This window comes from Acinetobacter sp. WCHAc010034 (assembly GCF_001696615.3).
Lineage (GTDB): Bacteria > Pseudomonadota > Gammaproteobacteria > Pseudomonadales > Moraxellaceae > Acinetobacter.
Window position 1 is genome coordinate 326,953 of sequence record NZ_CP032279.1, and the last position, 19,944, is coordinate 346,896.

Annotated in this window: 20 protein-coding genes; 3 read left to right on the plus strand and 17 right to left on the minus strand. The window is 49.8% G+C overall.

Going from position 1 to position 19,944, the window contains the following annotated elements:
• Positions 1-22: 22 nt before the first annotated feature.
• From rseP to rimO, 7 genes are all read right to left on the minus strand, one after another.
• The gene (gene rseP / locus BEN74_RS02935; RefSeq protein ID WP_068909001.1) at positions 23-1,378 is read right to left on the minus strand and encodes an RIP metalloprotease RseP; all 1,356 of its coding nucleotides are present in this window, start codon (positions 1,376-1,378) and stop codon (positions 23-25) included.
• A 4-nt stretch (positions 1,379-1,382) separates the two neighbouring features.
• Positions 1,383-2,579, minus strand: coding sequence for a 1-deoxy-D-xylulose-5-phosphate reductoisomerase (gene ispC / locus BEN74_RS02940; RefSeq protein WP_068909003.1), 1,197 nt, complete (start codon positions 2,577-2,579; stop codon positions 1,383-1,385).
• Complete coding sequence (locus tag BEN74_RS02945) at positions 2,580-3,404, minus strand: phosphatidate cytidylyltransferase (RefSeq protein WP_068909005.1); 825 nt, start codon at positions 3,402-3,404, stop codon at positions 2,580-2,582.
• 4 nt (positions 3,405-3,408) lie between these two features.
• Positions 3,409-4,161 carry a polyprenyl diphosphate synthase gene (uppS, locus tag BEN74_RS02950; RefSeq protein ID WP_068909007.1) on the minus strand — a complete coding sequence of 251 codons (753 nt, stop codon included), beginning with the start codon at positions 4,159-4,161 and terminating at the stop codon, positions 3,409-3,411.
• Between the two features lie 6 nt (positions 4,162-4,167).
• Positions 4,168-4,722 (minus strand): ribosome recycling factor, encoded by a 555-nt coding sequence (gene frr / locus BEN74_RS02955; protein ID WP_068909009.1) that lies wholly within the window; start codon positions 4,720-4,722, stop codon positions 4,168-4,170.
• A gap of 77 nt (positions 4,723-4,799) precedes the next feature.
• The gene (pyrH, locus tag BEN74_RS02960; protein ID WP_068909083.1) at positions 4,800-5,528 is read right to left on the minus strand and encodes a UMP kinase; all 729 of its coding nucleotides are present in this window, start codon (positions 5,526-5,528) and stop codon (positions 4,800-4,802) included.
• 48 nt (positions 5,529-5,576) lie between these two features.
• On the minus strand, positions 5,577-6,920 hold the full coding sequence (gene rimO, locus BEN74_RS02965; RefSeq protein WP_068909011.1) for a 30S ribosomal protein S12 methylthiotransferase RimO: 1,344 nt from the start codon (positions 6,918-6,920) through the stop codon (positions 5,577-5,579).
• A gap of 342 nt (positions 6,921-7,262) precedes the next feature.
• Here rimO and glnL point away from each other — a divergent pair, with 342 nt between their 5' ends.
• Both glnL and glnG read left to right on the plus strand, forming a co-directional pair.
• Positions 7,263-8,372 carry a nitrogen regulation protein NR(II) gene (gene glnL, locus BEN74_RS02970; RefSeq protein WP_068909013.1) on the plus strand — a complete coding sequence of 370 codons (1,110 nt, stop codon included), beginning with the start codon at positions 7,263-7,265 and terminating at the stop codon, positions 8,370-8,372.
• The gene (gene glnG / locus BEN74_RS02975) at positions 8,359-9,837 is read left to right on the plus strand and encodes a nitrogen regulation protein NR(I) (RefSeq protein WP_068909014.1); all 1,479 of its coding nucleotides are present in this window, start codon (positions 8,359-8,361) and stop codon (positions 9,835-9,837) included. The genes glnL and glnG overlap by 14 nt, the downstream gene beginning before the upstream one ends.
• A 62-nt stretch (positions 9,838-9,899) precedes the next feature.
• Here the strand turns inward: glnG and BEN74_RS02980 are convergent, their stop codons facing one another.
• The 7 genes from BEN74_RS02980 to BEN74_RS03010 form a co-directional block, all read right to left on the minus strand.
• Positions 9,900-10,223 (minus strand): hypothetical protein, encoded by a 324-nt coding sequence (locus BEN74_RS02980; RefSeq protein ID WP_068909016.1) that lies wholly within the window; start codon positions 10,221-10,223, stop codon positions 9,900-9,902.
• Positions 10,224-10,379: 156 nt separating this feature from the next.
• The gene (gene rodA, locus BEN74_RS02985; RefSeq protein ID WP_068909018.1) at positions 10,380-11,516 is read right to left on the minus strand and encodes a rod shape-determining protein RodA; all 1,137 of its coding nucleotides are present in this window, start codon (positions 11,514-11,516) and stop codon (positions 10,380-10,382) included.
• 89 nt (positions 11,517-11,605) lie between these two features.
• Positions 11,606-12,331, minus strand: coding sequence for a 2-C-methyl-D-erythritol 4-phosphate cytidylyltransferase (gene ispD, locus BEN74_RS02990; RefSeq protein WP_068909020.1), 726 nt, complete (start codon positions 12,329-12,331; stop codon positions 11,606-11,608).
• Positions 12,297-12,680, minus strand: coding sequence for a septum formation initiator family protein (locus BEN74_RS02995; protein ID WP_068909022.1), 384 nt, complete (start codon positions 12,678-12,680; stop codon positions 12,297-12,299). Before BEN74_RS02995 ends, ispD begins: the two co-directional genes overlap by 35 nt.
• A gap of 15 nt (positions 12,681-12,695) precedes the next feature.
• Positions 12,696-13,985 carry a phosphopyruvate hydratase gene (gene eno / locus BEN74_RS03000; RefSeq protein WP_068909025.1) on the minus strand — a complete coding sequence of 430 codons (1,290 nt, stop codon included), beginning with the start codon at positions 13,983-13,985 and terminating at the stop codon, positions 12,696-12,698.
• 64 nt (positions 13,986-14,049) lie between these two features.
• Positions 14,050-14,907 carry a 3-deoxy-8-phosphooctulonate synthase gene (gene kdsA / locus BEN74_RS03005; RefSeq protein WP_068909026.1) on the minus strand — a complete coding sequence of 286 codons (858 nt, stop codon included), beginning with the start codon at positions 14,905-14,907 and terminating at the stop codon, positions 14,050-14,052.
• Positions 14,908-14,938: 31 nt separating this feature from the next.
• Positions 14,939-16,579 (minus strand): CTP synthase, encoded by a 1,641-nt coding sequence (locus tag BEN74_RS03010; RefSeq protein ID WP_068909029.1) that lies wholly within the window; start codon positions 16,577-16,579, stop codon positions 14,939-14,941.
• A gap of 226 nt (positions 16,580-16,805) precedes the next feature.
• Between BEN74_RS03010 and BEN74_RS03015 the strand changes: the two genes are divergently transcribed.
• A complete protein-coding gene (locus tag BEN74_RS03015) occupies positions 16,806-17,234 on the plus strand; it encodes an internalin (RefSeq protein ID WP_068909031.1) in 429 nt (142 codons plus the stop codon).
• A gap of 66 nt (positions 17,235-17,300) precedes the next feature.
• Here BEN74_RS03015 and BEN74_RS03020 read toward each other — a convergent pair whose 3' ends face one another.
• The 3 genes from BEN74_RS03020 to BEN74_RS03030 all read right to left on the minus strand — a co-directional run bounded on the left by BEN74_RS03020 (position 17,301) and on the right by BEN74_RS03030 (position 19,907).
• Positions 17,301-18,191 carry a LysR family transcriptional regulator gene (locus BEN74_RS03020; protein ID WP_068909085.1) on the minus strand — a complete coding sequence of 297 codons (891 nt, stop codon included), beginning with the start codon at positions 18,189-18,191 and terminating at the stop codon, positions 17,301-17,303.
• A gap of 134 nt (positions 18,192-18,325) precedes the next feature.
• Positions 18,326-19,429, minus strand: a complete 1,104-nt coding sequence (locus BEN74_RS03025) for a YheT family hydrolase (RefSeq protein WP_068909033.1) — start codon at positions 19,427-19,429, stop codon at positions 18,326-18,328.
• A 70-nt stretch (positions 19,430-19,499) separates the two neighbouring features.
• A complete protein-coding gene (locus BEN74_RS03030) occupies positions 19,500-19,907 on the minus strand; it encodes a nuclear transport factor 2 family protein (RefSeq protein ID WP_068909035.1) in 408 nt (135 codons plus the stop codon).
• Positions 19,908-19,944 lie beyond the last annotated feature (37 nt).

Genomic DNA, 19,944 nt, shown 5'->3' on the forward strand with positions numbered 1-19,944 from the left:
TTATTCCATCTTCTACGCTGTTTTATAACCGCATAAAATCATTAAAAAGTGCCAGCAGCATCATGCTGCCAAGCAGTACCATACCAATCTTCAGTCCAACCAATTGTATTTGTTCAGAAACAGGTTTACCACGAATTAATTCAACAAAATAGTAAACCAGATGCCCGCCGTCCAGCATTGGAATAGGCAGCAGATTCAGAATTCCCAAACTTACGCTCATCAGCGCCATGAAGGAAATAAAAGTCTGCCAGCCCATTTCTGCGCTTTGACCTGCGACTTTCGCAATGGTGATCGGCCCTGATAAATTATCCAAGCCAATCAGGCCGCGAAACATTTTGACAATGGAGTTGAGAATCATACTGGAAATCTGTCCAGTTTTATCCACCGCCATTGTAAACGCTTCGACTGGAGAATATTGTATTGTCTGTTTATATTCTGCCGGGATTGTCACTTTGCCCGGGTCACTCTGCACACCCAAGACGCCAGTCACATTGCCCATATTGTCGCGCTTGCCCTGAGGCATCACTTCAAGCTGAAGCTGCTGGTTGCCGCGCAGCACGTCAATTTTAAGCAGCTTTTCCGGCGATGCCTGCACAACCTGCACCACATCAAACCAGTCATTCATCTTGACGCCATTGACTGCAATAATTTTATCGCCCGCTTTCATGCCCTGACGCACGGCTGCGCCGTCGCTGCTGAGCTTGGAAATCACCGCAGGCAAATGAGGACGGTAAGGCGTAAAGCCTAAAACATCCAGAGGCGACTGAGACTGGTCTTTTAAGAAGTCCTGCACCGGAAGCTGAAACATCTTCTGCTCGCCGGCCCGGTCTGCAGTTACCGCGATGCTGCCGGTTTCGCCGGCGCGGTCAACTAAGGCGAAATTCAGCTTTTCCCAGGTTGAAACCTGCATGCCGTCAATGGCGGTAATTTTATCGCCCTCATGCATCTGCGCCGCAGCGGCCGGAGTATTCGGCAAAACCTTGCCAACCCGGGTGCTCAGCTGTTCTTGCGCCGGAAGCAGCAAAATCCAGAACAGCACCACAGCAAAGGCCAGATTGATCAGCGGGCCCGCCGCCACAATAGCAATTCTTTTCCACGGGCTTTGACGGTTAAATGCATAAGGCAAGTCCTGCTCAGGCACACTGCCTTCGCGCTCATCCAGCATTTTCACGTAGCCGCCCAAAGGCAGTGCGGAAATCTGGTACTGAATGCCGGATTTTTTGGATGTCCACTTCAGCACGGTTGGGCCAAAGCCAATGGAATAGACTAAAACTTTAACGCCCAGTTTACGCGCAACAATGTAATGGCCAAACTCATGAATTGCGATCAGCGGCCCCAGCAGTAAAACGGCTGCAAGAATAATAAACAAGGCATTCATAATTTCAGCTTCCTTTATTCATTGCAATTTGCTGCGCGATGGAGCGCGCTGAACGGTCAGCCTGCAAAACAGCCTCAATGCTGTCCGCTGCGCTATTTTCCAGTTGACTGAGGGTTGCTTCAACAATTTGCGGAATCTGGGTAAATCCGATCTGATTCTTCAGAAAAGCGTCCACCGCGATTTCATTGGCTGCGTTTAAAATTGCCGGAGCCAAACCGCCCGCCTGCATGGCTTGGCGCGCAAGCTTCAGTGCAGGGAAACGCCCGGTATCCGGTTCCTGAAAATTCAAATGCGAATGCGTGAATAAATCCAGAGGAGGCACATGCGTCTGAATGCGCTTCGGCCATGCCAAAGCATGCGCGATTGGCGTACACATATCGGGGTTGCCCATTTGCGCCAAAGTTGAACCATCCACATATTGAACCATAGAATGAATGATACTCTGCGGATGAACAACCACTGTTACAAAATGTTCTGAAATTGCAAAGAGATGGCAGGCCTCAATCAGTTCAAGCCCTTTATTCATTAAAGTTGCTGAATCTACTGAAATTTTCTGGCCCATTGACCAGTTGGGATGCTTACAGGCCTGCGCCGGCGTTACTGCCTGCAGCTGTTCCGGGGTATGATTCAGGAACGGGCCGCCTGAAGCTGTCAGCAGAATCCGCGACACCCCCAGTTTCGGCTGACCATTGCGCTCCGCCTGAAAATAGCCTTCTGGCAGGCATTGAAAGATCGCATTGTGTTCTGAATCGACCGGAAGCAATGCAGCATGATGTTCACGCGCCGCCTGCATCATGATATCGCCGGACATCACCAAGGCTTCTTTATTGGCCAGCAGCACGCGCTTACCGGCTTTCACCGCCGCCAATGTCGGCAGCAGGCCGGCGGCGCCCACAATGGCCGCCATCACCACATCCACCTGCGGATGGGAAGCCGCTGCAATCAAGCCCGCCTCACCCTGCAGGATTTCAATGTCATTTAAGTTTTCACGGAGCAAAAGCTGGCGCAGTTCATCCACTTTATGCGGCGGCACAACAGCGGCTTGGGGCCGGTACTGTTTGCAAATTTCCGCCAGTTCCGCAATTCTGCTGTGCGCCGTGACTGCAAAAACAGAATACTCTTCGGGGTGGCAGTCCAGAATTTTCAAGGTGCTTCGGCCGATAGAACCGGTAACGCCCAATATGCAAACAGACTGTGACATCTATAAATCTACGCCTATAAGTTTTAAAACATACATGCCGGCCGCAAAAATCGGAGCCGCGGCAAGCAAAGAGTCAATCCGGTCAAGCACGCCGCCGTGGCCCGGCAGAATGCGGCCGGAGTCTTTTATGCCGGCGCGGCGCTTGATCATGGATTCAAACAGGTCACCCAGGACCGAACTGAAAACGGTAACAACTGAAAGAATTAAGAACAGAATATGTTCCGCCAGGCTCAGCTCCAAGTACAGCACTTCAACCGCAACAATAATAATTGTTGCCGTCACAATGCCGCCGTATAGCCCTTCAACCGATTTATTCGGGCTGACATCCGGCGCAAGCTTTTTCCTGCCCAGCTTGCGCCCGACAAAATATGCGCCGCTGTCTGCGCCCCAAACCAGCAGGAACAGGTACATCAGCCACCAAGGGGAACTTTGCCAAACCGCGAAAATTGCCGTCACTGCAGCTGAAATCAGCACCAGCCCGATAAAATTCAGTGTCGGATTATACCAGCCGTCGTAATCCGGATAGGACTTGACCCAGTAGACGCTTAACAGCCATGTGAAAATTGAAGCTGCCCACAGCAGCAGCGCCACATCGCTGTAGCGCAAAGCCAAGGCGGACAAAACCGCCACAGCCAAGCCATAGCCCCAAGCCAAAGGCTTAATTGCATTTTTTGATTTTCTAGGCATAAGCTTTTGCCACTCATACCCAGCAACCCCTGCTGCAATGATCATCAGCACAAACATTGGATAGTGTGACTGTGTAGCAAACATACAGCTCAGTACAACTGCTACTAAAACCAATGCGGTAATAATCCGCTCTAACATTTATTTAATTCTCGAGTTGCTTTTGTTGAACTTGCTCTGATGTTTTACCGAAACGGCGCTCGCGTCCTGCAAAGACTGCGAAGGCGTCATCTAATTCTTCAACGGTAAATTCAGGCCACAATGTTTCTGTAAAATACAGCTCTGCATAAGCTGCCTGCCACAGCAGAAAATTCGACAGGCGGAAATCGCCGCCTGTGCGGATCAGCAAGTCCACCGGCGGCAAATCGCTTAAGCTGACATATTGACCAAACACATCGGCATCAATTGCATCCAGATTTATTTTTTTCGCCAGAACATCCGCAGCCACCCGCTGGGCAGCCTGCGCCATGTCCCACATGCCGCCATAACTGATCGCAATGGTTAAGGTCATGCTGTTGAAATTAGCAGTCCTTTCCTCTGCATGCAACATTAAGTCACGCAATTGCGGGGACAGGCGCGAACGGTCGCCAATGAAGCGCAGGGCGATATTGAATTTTTCCATGCGGGGCAGCTGCTCAAGAATGGTTTCTTCCAGCAGCTTCATCAGCAAATCGACCTCAAACTGAGGGCGGTTCCAGTTTTCGCTTGAAAAGGCAAAGACAGTTAAAGCTTGAATATTATTAGAACGGCAATGCTCTACGATCGGATCTAGGACGTTTTTACCTTCACGGTGCCCATCACCTTTCTGCATTTGATTTTTTTTGGCAAAACGGTTGTTGCCATCCATGATGATGGCAACATGTTTTGGAAGACGGGAAGTTTCTTCGGATGAGGTCATTAAAGCTTAGACCTTCATCAATTCAGCTTCTTTTGCAGCCAGGCGCTTTTCCACTTCAGCAACAAATTTGTCGGTGATTTTCTGAATTTCATCACCCGCACGGCGCTCTTCATCTTCAGAAATTTCTTTTTCCTTCAGCAGCGCCTTGATATCACCCAGCACATCACGGCGGATATTGCGGATAGCGACTTTGGCATTTTCAGCTTCAGTGCGCGCAACTTTCTGCATATCGCGGCGGGTTTCTTCAGTCAGCGCAGCCATCGGCACGCGGATTGCATCAGCAGTGATCGGATTCAGGCCCAGGTCTGATTCGCGGATCGCTTTGTCAATCGCAGAAACCATAGAGCGCTCGAACGGCTGAACCAGCAAAGTGCGCGAGTCTTCAACGCCAACGTTTGCCACCTGATTCAGCGGCACGTCAGAGCCGTAGTAGGAAACCATCACACCATTTAAAATAGATGGGTGCGCACGGCCTGTACGAACTTTGGCAAAGCCATGTTCTAAAGACTCTAAAGTCTTGTTCATACGGTCTTCGCTGTCTTTTTTAAGATCGTTAATCATATGATCTTCCTTACTTAATTTTAAAAGGTGTAATTATAAAATAGCTTGCAGTATAAAGAGCTTTCAGGCCCACGTCATCACTTGGTAACGTGAGTACCCTCTTTTTCGCCCATAACAACCGAAAGCAATGAGCCGGTTTTATTCATATCGAATACTTGCAGCGGCACATTGTGGTCACGGCACAGGCAGATTGCGGTTAAGTCCATAACCCCTAATTTTTCATCAAGCACTTGATCGAAGGTCAATGCGTCGTATTTCACCGCATCTTCGTATTTGCTTGGATCTTTATTATATACGCCATCAACTTTGGTCGCTTTCAAAATCAGATCAGCTTCAATTTCAATGCCGCGCAGGCAGGCTGCCGTATCGGTCGTAAAGAATGGGTTGCCTGTGCCCGCCACAAATACGCACACTTCGCCTTGAGTTAAATGGCGGATTGCGTCGCGGCTGGAATATGACTCCACTACAGCGCCAATCGGCAAAGCGGACATTAAGCGGGTTTTGATATTGCGGCGCACCAAAGCGTCGCGCAGCGCCAAGCCGTTCATTACGGTTGCCAGCATGCCCATTTGGTCGCCTGTTACGCGGCCAACCAGGCCGTCTTTCTGCAATTGGCTGCCGCGGTACAAGTTGCCGCCGCCAACCACGATGCCGACCTGAACGCCTAAGCCTACCAGGTGGGCAATCGACAAAGACATCTGATCGAGCACTTGCGCATCAATCCCCATGTCTTTATTGCCTGCAAGCGCTTCACCGGAAAGCTTGAGCAGAATGCGTTCATAACGCGGTTTTTTTGAATCCAGCATCATCATTACTCCAATTCATCAATATTTAGTTTTTATGCATTTAAAGCTTTAAGCAGATTTGATCCGGATCAGCTTGGCAAACAAGTCATACTCATCTGCATCGGTGATTTCAACCTCAAGCAAATCACCGGCTTTAATCAGTGACTTATCGATATCTTCAACAAAAACGTTGCCGTCAATTTCAGGCGCATCGGCATAAGAGCGCGCAACTGCGACCGGGAACTCTTCTTCAAGCTCATCGACCAGCACAGTCATGGTTTGTCCAATGCGCTTCTGCAGCTTGGCGGCGGAAATTTCCTGCTGCACTTCCATGAAGCGCTCATAGCGCTCCTGCTTAATGTCTTCAGGCACATGGTCCGGCAGGTCATTTGCTGTCGCGCCTTCAACCGGCGAATAGGTAAAGCAGCCGACGCGGTCCAGCTGCGCTTCTTTCAGCCAGTCCAGAAGCATCACGAAGTCTTCTTCGGTTTCGCCCGGGAAGCCGACTACGAAGGTTGAGCGGATCACCAGTTCAGGACATTTTTCGCGCCATAATTTCAGGCGTTCCAAGGTATTTTCGCTGTGGGCTGGCCGCTTCATCAGTTTTAAGATGCGCGGGCTGGCGTGCTGAAAAGGAATGTCTAAATACGGCAGGATTTTGCCTTGCGCCATAAGGTCAATGACGGCATCGACATGCGGATAAGGATAGACATAATGCAGGCGCACCCAGATGCCTAACTGGCCGAGCGCTTCGCACATGTCATAGAATTTGGTTTTAACCGGCTGGCCGTTCCAGAAATCCAGCTTGTATTTGGTGTCCAGGCCATAAGCAGAAGTATCTTGCGAAATCACCAAAACTTCTTTAACGCCGGCTTTTTTCAGCGCCTGCGCTTCATTTAAAACCGAACCGACTGGACGCGAAACCAAATCGCCGCGCATGCTTGGAATAATGCAGAATGTGCAGCGGTGGTTGCAGCCTTCAGATATTTTCAGATAAGCATAATGCTTTGGCGTCAGGCGGATGCCCTGCTCAGGAACAAGATCTACGAATGGATTGTGCTTTGGCGGCTCAGGCACGTACTGGTGCACCGCTTCCATGACTTCCTGATACGCCGCTGCGCCCGTGACTTTCAGTACATTCGGATGCATTTCGCGGATTTTGTCTTCATCTTTGCCCAAGCAGCCTGTTACAATCACACGGCCGTTTGCGCTCATGGCTTCGCCGATGGCGTCTAAAGACTCTTGCACTGCAGATTCAATAAAACCGCAAGTATTTACAACAACTAAATCAGCACCGTCATAATCCGATGCTACATCATAACCCTCAGTTTTCAACTGAGTTAAAATTCGTTCAGAATCTACCAATGCCTTAGGACAACCTAAAGAAACAAAACCGACTTTGGGGGACTTCATGAATCTGCGCTCCACTAGAATCCGCGTATTGTATGTCTTTTCGCTTCATAAAAACAGGTGGCAAGGCCACTCTTTGCATAACGCACTAAAATAACGCTATAAATTCATCCAGAAAATTATCACTGCACTATTTTGGAACATTTACTGTTTACAGGCTGCCCTGAATGGGCTATACACTTTTAACAAAGACCACTTTCAGCGCACTTTATTTAGCCAGCATCAGAACTGAGTGCTTTTCCCAAGAGTTGGCGTGCATTTTGCATCATATCAGGCCTTATTACACCAAACAGACCGCTTTATGAAGATGCCATTGCGCTATTTTAATACAGGGAAGCACCGCTAATGGATCATCCTATGACTATCGATTACCGCCTACTGGTTGACAATTTAACCACCGCCATTTTACTGGTCGATAGTGATTTGAATATTTTTTACCTTAACTCCGCCTGTGAAGCCCTGTTTGACATCAGCCTGCTCCGCGCCTCCGGCATGCCGGTTTTAAACCTGCTGCATATGCCGGATGACGAATTCAACACCGAAGAAGCGCTGAAAAACACCCTGCTTTCCGGACAGCACTACACGCGCCGCGAAGCCACAATCAATGTCAACTTTAAAGACATCCATGTCGATTACACCGCCTCGCAGCTGAATTCAGGCAAGCCCTACCACCCGCTGCTGCTGATTGAGCTGAATCAGATTGACCGCATGCTGAAAATCTCCAAAGAAGAAAACCTGATTCAGCAGCATCAAGTGGCGCGCCAGCTGATCCGCGGCGTTGCGCATGAAATCAAGAATCCGCTCGGCGGCATCCGCGGCGCCACGCAACTGCTCGCGCGAAGTTTGAATGATCCACAATATGCAGAATTTACCGACATTATCATCAGCGAAGTCGACCGCCTGCGAAATTTAGCCGATACCATGCTCGGCTCACGCCAGCTGCCGAGCTATGAGCCGGTCAATGTGCATGAGCCGCTGGAACGCGTCCGCGCGCTGATTGTCAATCAAACCAAAAAGAAAATTAAAATTACCCGCGACTACGACCTGTCGCTGCCCGACGTCATGGCCGACCGCGACCAGCTGATTCAGGTCATGCTGAACATCAGCGTCAACGCCGTGCAGGCCATGACTGAAAACAAGGAATTCTTCGCCGAGCATCAGCCGGAACTGATTCTCAGAACCCGCATTCAGCGCCTGGTCACCATTAATGGCGTGCTGAAGCGTTCTGCCGTCCGTATTGACATAGAAGACAACGGTCCCGGCGTGCCGGAAGAAATTCTTGAATCGGTGTTCTATCCGCTGGTAACGGGCCGCGCCAAAGGCACCGGCTTAGGATTAAGCATTGCGCAAAATATTATGCATCAGCATAACGGAATGATTGTATGCCAGTCAGTTCCTGGAAAAACAGTATTCAGCTTATATTTACCTTGGGAGTCCGACCATGCCGCGAAATAAAATATGGGTCATTGATGATGACCGCGCCATGCGATGGGTGCTGGAAAAAACCTTCAAAGAAGAAGGCTTTGATGTCACCAGTTTTGAAGAAGCCCAGTCCGCGCTGGATCAGCTCAGCGCCGATGCGCCGGATGTTATTTTAACCGACATCCGCATGCCGGGCATTGATGGCCTGACCTTTTTAGGCAAAGTCAAAGGCAGCCACCCGGACTTGCCTGTCATTATCATGACCGCGCATTCGGATCTGGAATCTGCAGTTTCCAGCTATCAGACCGGCGCATTTGAATACCTGCCTAAGCCGTTTGATATTGATGAAGCGCTGGCTTTGGTGAACCGCGCGATTCTGCACATCACCAAGCTGCAGCAGCAGGAATCCGCCAAAACCGCGCAGCCGATTCAGTCCACAGAAATCATCGGCGAATCGCCTGCCATGCAGGAAGTTTTCCGCGCCATTGGCCGCCTGTCGCAGTCGCACATTACTGTGCTGATTAACGGCGAGTCCGGCACCGGCAAAGAGCTGGTCGCGCACGCGCTGCACCGCCATTCGCCGCGCAGCAGCAAGCCGTTTATTGCGCTGAATATGGCTGCCATTCCAAAAGACCTGATTGAAACCGAACTGTTCGGCCATGAAAAAGGCGCATTCACCGGCGCCAACACTCAGCGCCAAGGCCGTTTTGAGCAGGCCAACGGCGGCACGCTGTTTCTGGATGAAATCGGCGACATGCCGTTTGAAACCCAGACCCGCCTGCTGCGCGTATTGGCGGATGGCGAGTTCTACCGTGTCGGCGGGCACATTCCCGTCAAGGTTGATGTGCGCATTGTAGCCGCAACCCATCAGGACTTGGAAAAGCTGGTGCATGAAGGCCGCTTCCGCGAAGACCTGTATCACCGCCTGAATGTGATCCGCATTCATATTCCTAAGCTGGCGCACCGCAGCGAAGACATTCCAATGCTGGCGCAGCATTTTCTGGCGCGCGCCGGCAAAGAGCTGAGCGTCAGCCCGAAAATCCTGCGTCCGGAAACTCAGGAATACATGCAGAAGCTGCCTTGGCAAGGCAACGTGCGCCAGCTGGAGAATACCTGCCGCTGGCTGACGGTAATGATTACCGGCCGTGAAGTTTATCCGGAAGACCTGCCTTCAGAACTGAAGCAGATTCCAATTCAGCAAAACAGCGATAATGCGCAGGCAGCGAACGGCATTGACCGCATTTCCAGCCACCACTGGGATGAGCTGCTGGGCCAATGGGCTGTGCAGAAACTGAAGAACGGCGAAATGAAGATTCTGGACATCGCCACGCCAATGTTTGAACGCACGCTGATTAACGCGGCCCTGCAGCAGACCCGCGGACGCAAGCGCCATGCTGCTGAACTTCTCGGCTGGGGCCGCAACACCTTGACCCGCAAGCTGAAAGAACTGGGCATGGACAGCGCCGATGACGAAGTCGAAGAAGAAGTAGAAAGCTGATTAAGCAGGCTTATTTCAAGATAAAAAAGCTCCATAAGGAGCTTTTTTATTCACTTTACCTATTAGGCAGTAAAACCAACATAGCGCTTTAAGCCCTGAAAGCCCAAATCCGCCTGATAAATCAGATACTCCAGATATTGCGCCTCAGTTAATTCCTTAAACATCTGCAAATTATCATCATCAGCATGAATCTCATCCACGCTGCGCGCCATGCACTGCTCAAATTCATCAGCAATAAATTCAAAGCCTAAATCCATTGCCACAAACAGCGTATGCCCGCACGGCTGAATATACTGCTCTTCACTCCAGTCCAGCACTGCATGGCCGCAATGCGGGCAATGTACATCTTCCGCAGGATTCAGAATTTCTACAAGTTGATAGGCCATCTCTTTTATTTACTCATGCTGCATTTACTCATACTGCGCTTATTCTAGCAAAACCCGGCGCAATTGCAGAAGCAATGCAAAATCAAACGCATCAAAAAAGGGAGCGCAGCAGCGCTCCCTGATCAAAAACCGCAGGACAGTTTTCAGCAGCCCAGCTTAACGGTGCGTATGAATTGACATCACAATGCCCATGCCTGCAAGCATGGCAATAACCGCTGTGCCGCCGTAGCTCATCAAAGGCAGCGGGTCACCGGTGACCGGCAGAATACCGCTGACCATGCCCGAATTTAAAAACACAAAGAAAAAGAAAGTCAGCCCCGTCGCGCCCGCATACAGGCGGCCAAAGTTATGAAAGCTGTTCATGCCAATCATCAGGCAGCGGATAATAATCGCAGCGAATAAGCTGAACAGCAGAAAGACCCCGATAAAGCCGAATTCTTCCGCATAAGTCGACATGATAAAGTCGGTATGATGCTCTGGCAAATAGCCCAAATGCGACTGCGTTCCCTCGGTAAAGCCCTTGCCGGTCAAGCCGCCGGAACCGATAGCGATTTTAGACTGAATGATATTCCATCCCGCACCCAGAGCATCCGACTCAGGGTCAAACAAGGTCAAAATCCGTTTTTTCTGATATTCCTGCAGAAAAAACATCCACAGCAGAGGCGCAGCAATAGCAAATACGCCCATCGCTCCGGCAATCAAGCGCCAGGACATGCCGCTCAGAAACAGTACAAAAATACCCGGAATAATCAGGCCAATATTCAAGTCCGGCTGCAAAGCCACTAAAACAAAAGGCACCATCATAATCGCCAGCGCAACGATAATATGCACAAATTTCGGCGGAAAAGCCCGGCCGGCAAAATACCATGCCATCATTAAAGGCATGGCGAATTTCATCACCTCACTGGGCTGCATGCTGCCGATGCCCGGCAGCGTGATCCAGCGCTTAGCGCCCATCCGGGTTTCGCCGAAAGCCAAAACCACCAGCAGCAGCGCAACGCCCAGCATATACAAATAAGGGCTGACCGCCTGATACACTTTCGGCGGCACCTGCGCGCACATAAACATGACAATGAACCCCACGCCAAAACTTGTCGCCTGACGCAGCACCATGCCTGAATCACCTGCCGTCGCGCTGTAAACCACCATCAGGCCTAAAACTGCATTCAGAATCAGAAAGCAAAGCAGCCAAGGGTCTAAATGCAATTTAGTCCAGCGTGAAGAATCATGTTTTATGCTGAGCCCGTCTCTTGCGGACTGGCGCAAAAAACGATACTGCTGTGAAGGAATCATTTGCGGTGCATGTATAAAATGAAGTGGGGAAAGTATAAGTTAAAGCTGCGCAGAATAAAGCGCCGCAGCCGAAATTATTGCGGAATTCTTCAGGCCGGCGCCTGCTGCGAAGCCAGAATCAGCCGGGCCAGCTCCAAGTCATCCGGATAGGTGATTTTAATATTGTCCGAACGGCCCTGCACCACCTGCACCGCTTCACCGGCATGCTCCAGCGCACTGGCTTCATCGGTAATGCTGACTTGCGCCTGCAGCGCCTGTTCTATGGCGCGCCTTAAAGCGCCCAGCTTGGCGATTTGCGGCGTTTGCGCCTGCCACAGCTTTGAGCGGTCTACCGTTTTAGCGATTTCAGCGCCGGCTTCCACGCATTTCAGCGTGTCGCGCACAGGTATGGCCAAAATTGCGCTTTGGCTGGATTCCGCCGCGGCGTTAACCAGATTTTCAAGGCAGCTTTGCGTCACGCATGGGCGCGCCGCGTCATGCACCAGCACCCAGTCATCTTCAGATGCGATTTTGGATAAGTAAGCTAAAGCGTTTAATACAGAATTGACCCGCTCTGCGCCGCCCAGGCAGAAATGCGCTTTTTCAGGATGGGCAAAGGCCAGCGTTTCAGCCAAAGTATCCTGCGCGCCCACAGCAAGCACATAGCCGGCCAAAGGCAGCTGATTCAGCCTTGAAACCGTATGTTCCAGCACAGTTTTGCCCTGAATCATCTGATACTGCTTGAGTTCTGATCTGGAAAAACGGCTGCCTGACCCGGCTGCCGGAATAATAGCCCACAAATTAAAGTTCTGGCGGCGCTTCGGCTGGCTCTTCATTGGTGCGTAAATCTGCTTTTGGATCAATATAAATAGGCTGGTATTGCGTGCTGATGGTGCTCATCTGCACAAAAGTTTCACGCGGCTTGATCAAGCCTAAATCCAGGCGCGCATGCTCTTCAATGGCTTCTACGCCATTTTTCAAATCATAAACTTCGGCCGCGAGGACGCGGTTGCGTTCTTTTAATTCTTGATTCAGTTCAATCTGCTGCTGAACTTTCTGAGACAGCTTCTGATGGTCCTGATGACCGCCTTCACCGAACCAGTATAAATATTGAAACCCTGCGATCAAAATGATCGCAAGGCCCAACAATGCTTTACTCGCTTTGGAGTCAAATACATTTAACATAGATAGCATGCGCGCTTAGTTTAAACCTTTAAACTCAGCTTTACCGCGGTAAGCGGCATTTGTCAATTCTTCAATGCGAAGCAATTGGTTGTATTTCGCTACGCGGTCAGAACGGCACAGTGAGCCGGTTTTGATTTGGCCAGCAGCCGTACCCACTGCAAGATCCGCAATAGTAGAATCTTCTGTTTCGCCAGAACGGTGTGAAATTACTGTAGAGTAACCGTTTGCCTTAGCAAGGTAGATTGCATCTAAAGTTTCAGTCAGCGTGCCGATTTGGTTGTACTTAATCAGAATGGAGTTGCCCACTTTCTCATTAATGCCGCGCTGCAGAATCTTCGGATTAGTAACGAACAGGTCATCGCCAACCAGCTGAATCTTGTCGCCAAGGATAGAAGTCAGGTAAGACCAGCCTTCCCAGTCAGATTCGTCTAAGCCGTCTTCAATCGAGATGATTGGATACTGATTTACAAGACCCGCTAAATAGTCAGAGAACTGGTTGCTTGTGAAGGCTTTATTGCCTTCGCCTGCAAGAATGTACTGGCCATTTTTGTAGAATTCTGAAGATGCGCAGTCCAGCGCAAGCATGATGTCAGAACCTGCTTTGTAGCCCGTTTGAGCAATTGCTTCAAGAATAACTGTAATCGCTTCTTCGTTAGAACGAAGGTTTGGCGCGAAACCGCCTTCATCACCAACAGCAGTATTTAAACCTTTTTTATTTAAAACTGATTTTAAAGAATGGAAGATTTCAGCACCGGCGCGCAGCGCTTCAGCAAATGAATTGAAGCCGACTGGCTCAATCATGAATTCTTGAATATCAACATTATTATCTGCATGCGAACCGCCGTTGATGATGTTCATCATTGGCACCGGCATAGTCAAAATAGTTTGACCGCGCAGGTCTGCGATGTATTGGAACAAAGGAATTTTCTTTTCGTCAGCAGCAGCGCGCGCAGCAGCCAAAGAAACCGCCAAAGTCGCGTTAGCGCCTAATTTTTCTTTGTTTTCAGTGCCGTCAAGCGCGATCATGGTATTGTCGATGTCTTTTTGTTCAAAAACAGACTTGCCGACTAAAGCATCGCGGATCAGCGTATTAACATTGTTAACTGCTGTACGGACACCTTTACCCAAGTAACGCGCTTTGTCGCCGTCACGAAGTTCTAAAGCTTCACGAGAACCAGTTGAAGCACCAGATGGTGCACATGCACGGCCTACAACGCCAGAGGCTAAGGTTACGTCAGCTTCGATGGTAGGGTTACCGCGAGAGTCCAAAATTTCACGTGCACGAATGTCAACGATTTGACTCATGAATAGTTCCTCAGTTAATTAATAAAAATGATGCGCCCAAAAGACGCATCAATGCAAAGCTAATTTAGTGTGTGTCCAGCTTCTGAAAGCCTTTCACCAAAGTATCCAGCTCTTTCAGCTGCGCCAGAAACGGCTCCAGCTGCGACATGCGCAATGCGCAAGGTCCGTCGCACTTGGCTTTTTCCGGATCCGGATGCGCCTCAAGGAACAGGCCAGCAAGGCCAGTCGCCATGCCTGCGCGCGCCAAGGTGGCAATTTGCGCGCGGCGTCCACCGGCGGAATCTGCGCGGCCGCCCGGAGTCTGCAAGGCATGCGTCACATCAAAGAACACAGGGACATTCATTTCCTTCATGATGTCAAAGCCCAGCATGTCTACAACCAGATTGTTGTAGCCGAATGCCGAACCGCGCTCGCAAAGAATCAGCTTGTCATTGCCCGCTTCCAGGCATTTATGCAGAATGTGGCGCATTTCGTGCGGCGCAAGGAACTGCGCTTTTTTGATGTTGATGATGGCGTCAGTTTTCGCCATCGCCTCAACAAGGTCAGTCTGGCGGCTCAGGAAAGCCGGCAGCTGGATAATGTCCGCAACCTCCGCAACAGGCGCAGCCTGATACGGCTCATGCACATCGGTAATGATCGGCACATTGAAGTGTTTTTTAATGTCAGCGAGCCACTCGATGCCTTTTTCCAAGCCTGGGCCGCGGAAAGAGTTCAAGCTGGAACGGTTGGCCTTATCAAAGCTGGCTTTGAACACATAAGGAATGCCCAGGCGCGTGCAGATATCAACATAAGTTTCTGCAATTTCAAAAGCCAGATCTTTGGATTCGAGTACGTTCATGCCGCCGAATAATACAAATGGCAAGTGATTTGCCATTTGTATATCGCCTAAACGTACAATTTCTTGTGGTTTTAATTGTGACATTTAAACTTCCTAGTTTAGTCCTGCAGACCGATTATTTGCTTTTTTTGTGCTGTTTTTTAGCAGCGTCAATAAAGCTGGCAAATAATGGGTGGCCATCACGTGGTGAACTTGTAAATTCCGGATGGAATTGTACAGCAATAAACCAAGGATGTTGAGGAATTTCAACTGTTTCTACCAAATGCTGTACAGGTGAGTAGCCTGAAATCTTCATGCCTTTTTCTTCAAGCATTGGAATATAGCGGTTATTCATCTCGTAGCGGTGACGGTGGCGCTCAATAATTTCCGCTGAACCGTAAACGTCGCAAGTTTTTGTGCCTGCAACCAGTTCAGATTTCTGCGCGCCAAGGCGCATGGTGCCGCCCAGGTCAGAATCCACATTGCGCTGCTGCACTTCGCCGCGTTCATCCAGCCACTCTGTAATCAAGCCGATTAGCGGAGATTTGGTTGAACGGTTGAATTCAGTTGAAGACGCGTCTGCAATGCCTGCAACATTGCGCGCATACTCAATCACCGCCAGCTGCATGCCCAGACAGATGCCCAAGAAAGGCACGCCGTTTTCACGCGCATAGCGGATGGCTTTCATTTTGCCTTCTGTACCGCGCTCGCCAAAGCCGCCCGGAACCAGAATTGCATCAGCATCTTTCAATACTTCCGCTTCGTTTTGGCTTTCCAGCTCTTCAGCATTGACGTAGTCAATTTCAACTTTTACGCGGTTTTGAATGCCGGCATGCAAAAGCGCTTCATTGACCGACTTATAGGCATCCGGAAGTTCAACATATTTGCCGACCATCGCAACACGCACGGTGTATTCAGGATTCAGTAAAGCTTCTACAACGTTATCCCAGTCGCTCAGATCAGCTTCCGGAAGGTTGTTATAGCCAAAACGCTCGCAGATCAAGTCATCTACGTTTTGCTCGTAGAATGTGCGCGGGATTTGGTAAATTGAACGGGCGTCTTTGCACACCACAACTGCGCGCGCTTCCACGTTGGTGAACAGCGCAATTTTGCGGGTTGTGTCTGCATCGACATCATGCTCTGTACGGCAGATCAGGATGTCCGGCTGAATGCCGATTGACAGCAGCTCTTTAACAGAGTGCTGGGTCGGCTTGGTTTTAAGCTCAGCCGCAGATTTGATGTACGGCAGCAGCGTCAAGTGCATCAGCATAGTGCGCTTGTGGCCCAGCTCAACCATCAGCTGGCGGACAGATTCCATGAATGGGAGAGATTCAATATCGCCTACCGTACCGCCGATCTCTACGATCGCAACGTCGTAGCCTTCGCCTGCGCGAAGTACGCGCTCTTTAATATTATCCGTAATGTGCGGAATTACTTGAACTGTGCCGCCAAGGTAGTCGCCGCGGCGCTCTTTATTTAAAACGTCTTGGTACACGCGGCCTGAGGTGAAGTTATTCAACTTGGTCATTTTCGCACGACGCAAGAAACGTTCGTAATAACCCAAGTCTAAGTCAGTTTCGGCACCATCCTCTGTGACAAAAACTTCACCATGCTGGAACGGGCTCATTGTCCCTGGATCGACATTAATGTATGGATCCATTTTGACCATGGTGACTTTTAAACCGCGGGCTTCTAAAAGTGCAGCAACTGAAGCAGCGGAAATACCTTTACCTAGTGATGAAACTACACCACCAGTAACGAAAATAAAATGGGTCATTGGGTTTCTCGTACAATCGAGCCTAAATAGGCCTGCAATGTTGCGCAATTTTACTTTACCTTGCACCAATAAAGCAAAGTCATTCCGCATCAATTCATAGAACAATAAACAATTGGCTATTCTATCAGCATTTCCGATATAAAATTAGCTTAAATTTCGATGATTTTCATATTCAGTTTTATGGTTATAATATGCATATCTGTTTAATGTTTAATTTTGTGCAACTATGAATAAAAAACTTTTAATTTGCGGCGCAATTGCTGTTGCCTTACTGATTACCGCCTGCGTAAAAAAAGAAGAGCCGAAGCAGGAAGAGAAAGAACAGGTTGAAACCGCAGCTTCTGAAGCCGCTCCAGCGGAGCCTGCTAAGTTTGAAAGTTTAGATTCTGCTGATACGCAGGAAATTGCGCCAATGCCTTCCCATGCAGAGATCATTCGCGAAGAAACGCCGAACACCACAACTGAAATCCGCCGTGAAGCTGCCAGCGCACAGCCGGCTGCCGAAGCTAAGCCTGCCGCGCCGAAAGCTGAAGCGCCTAAGGCTGAAGATAAGCCAACCCAGGTTTCACCGAAGCAAAACAGTTCTGCAGCGCAGACTGAGGATGATGCTGTGGCTGCGGCTATTGCAGCGGCTACGCCGGCGCTTGAAAACTGATTTGCTGTTTTCAGTGATGCAAAAACCCAGTGCATACTGGGTTTTTTTAGGGCTGAAATTTCCAGCCTACAAATATTCCCGCAGCTTTTCCGCTAAAAACTCAATAAATAGCCACACCCGTTTCGGCAGATGCTCCTGCAGATAATACACGGCGTGAATTTTCTGATAATGCAGCTCAATTTGATCTTCAAATAAGGCGGTCAGCCGTCCCGCTTTGATATCACCCTGCACCAGAAAGCGCGAAAGGCAGGCAATGCCTGCGCCTTCCAATGCAAGCTGGCGGACGGTTTCGCCATTGGATGCTTTAATTTTAGGGCGCGCGCCAAAGGCTTTGCCCTGCACTTGAATGGGCCACGTATTCAGATGCTGCGTCTGACTGAAGCCGATTAAATCATGCGCCAATAAGTCCTGCGGATGCTGGAGCACACCGCGCTGCGCCAAATATTCGGGGCTGGCGACAATATACAGGCGGCTGCGGCACAGCAGTTTTGCATGCAGCGTTGAATCATTCAATTCGCCAAAACGGATCGCCACATCGGTCTGATGCTCCAGCAGATCAATCACCTGATCATGATTATTCAGCTCAATCTCAATATTGGGATATTTGCGCATAAACTCATGCATCAGCGGCACAAGCACATGCAGAATAAAAGGCGTGGCTGAATCAATGCGGATTAAGCCTGAAATATCCTCATCCAGCTTTAGCAATGAATCCTCCGCTTCCGCCAAATCATTTAAGATCCGGCGCGCCTTGCCTAAAAACAGCTGACCTTCCTGCGTCAGCTTTAATTTCCGGGTGGTGCGCTCCAGCAAGGTGATATTCAATTTGGCTTCCAGGCGCTGCAATGCCCGGCTGACGCCTGAAGCCGTCTGCCGCAGGCGTTCCGCTGCCATGACAATAGAACCGCAGTCCACAATGCTGACAAAAGCCTGCAGTTCCTCAATTGTAGATTTCATGCTGAACAGCACTCTTGATTTTCAGTCAATAATATTGTGCGAATTGCTGCATTTTTAGCAATGATTAAATCCGCACAATCGCGCCATCTGCTCAATCCGCTTATGCGCGAAAATGAGAAGCGGAATTTGATGCATTAAAGCCGTTCCGAAGCCGCCTGCAGCAAAAAGAAATCCGCCGCCAATTTGGCCGCCCAGGAACGGGTTTCTTTCACGCCCTCATAGAACCCGCAATGACTGCCCTTCCGGGTGGTAACGACAGCCACACTGCGCAGCTGCCTGACTACCGCCTTATAGGGATCGAAGTTATGAATGCTGCAAACCGGGTCATCTTCCGAGTTCAGCACCAGCAGCGGGATTTCCACCTGCTCAAAGACATAAATTGGATTGGTTGACTGATTGTAGCTGCTGTAGTCTGCAAAACCCGCCATTTCAAAATAGGCCTGCTCAAAATCAAACAGCGTCTTCGCTTCCAGCACTTTAGCCAATGACGCAGTGTTTTGCCAAGTCTGCGCATAAGGCTCTATAAACTTCTGGAACAGCTTTTTGGTCATCATTTTGCTGTAAAACGGATGAACATTCTTAAAGCCGGATTCAGTATTGTAGCCGGGACATAAGGCAAAAGCCGCCTTAAAAGGCGTTTTTTGGCCTTCTTCGCCCAAATAGCGCACCAGCAGGCCTGTGCCGGCAGACGAACCCAGCGCATATAAGGCGGAAGCCGGATATTTTTCCTGAATATAGGCCAGCTGTTCACGCAAATCATCCGCCGAGCCGAACAGATTGATTTTAGGCACAGGCATCGGTAAATTTGCATGGCCGCGGCGCAGGCAAAGCGCAATGCGCCAGCCGGTATGCCGATGCAGGTCACGCACCAGTTCGCGCATGCTTTCCGGCGTGCCGGTAATGGTATGCAGAATTACAATGGTCGGCGCATCCGGCGGCAGGTCTGTGCCAAGCCATGCAATGCCTGTAACGCCGCCGTCCTGCATAATCAGCCGATCTGTCCGGTCATAGCTTAAATGAATGCGGCGCTTTTTAATTAAGTCAAAATACAGCAGGTGCGCATGCGTATTGGCAAGCCACGGCGTTGGCCGGTATTTGCGGCGCAGCTGAGGCAAATGCTCAAAAATCCGCTTGAATTCCCCCTGCGGATTAAAATAGAGCTTAGGCTGCTCTGCGCCGATGGCCTGATCAAATAGCGCCAAAGCGCGCCGACTGACCTCATTCAATAAATTTTTCATGCTTCTGCCCTTTTATGCTTAGACCGAGCGGCCAGCACAGCACATGCCGTGCACAGCCTGCTGAGGCGGATTACTTGGGCAAAAACGCCGCCATGCGTTGCCCCATCTGCGCCGCCAAGGCTTCCAAACCGCTTTTAGGCCGGATCATCACTTCAAAATCAACAATTTGGCCCTGCTCATTAAAGCGGATCATGTCAATGCCTTTAAGCTTTTTCTCTCCAACATTGGCGGAAAATTCCAGCACCACGCTTTGCTCATCTTCGGTGTAAAACTCACGGTGATAAGTGAAATTTTCAAAGATCTGGATGACATTCGTTAAAATGAAGGTCACCACCTGCTTGCCCGGATAAGGGCTGTACGCCACCGGCGAACGGAACACCACATCATCCGCCAGCAGCTCATTCAGGAGGCTCATGTCACGGCTTTCCAGCATGTGATGCCATTTTTGAATTGACTGTTTGGTTGTTGCCATGCTCATTATTATATCCTTATGAGTTTGAATTATTTAAATAAAT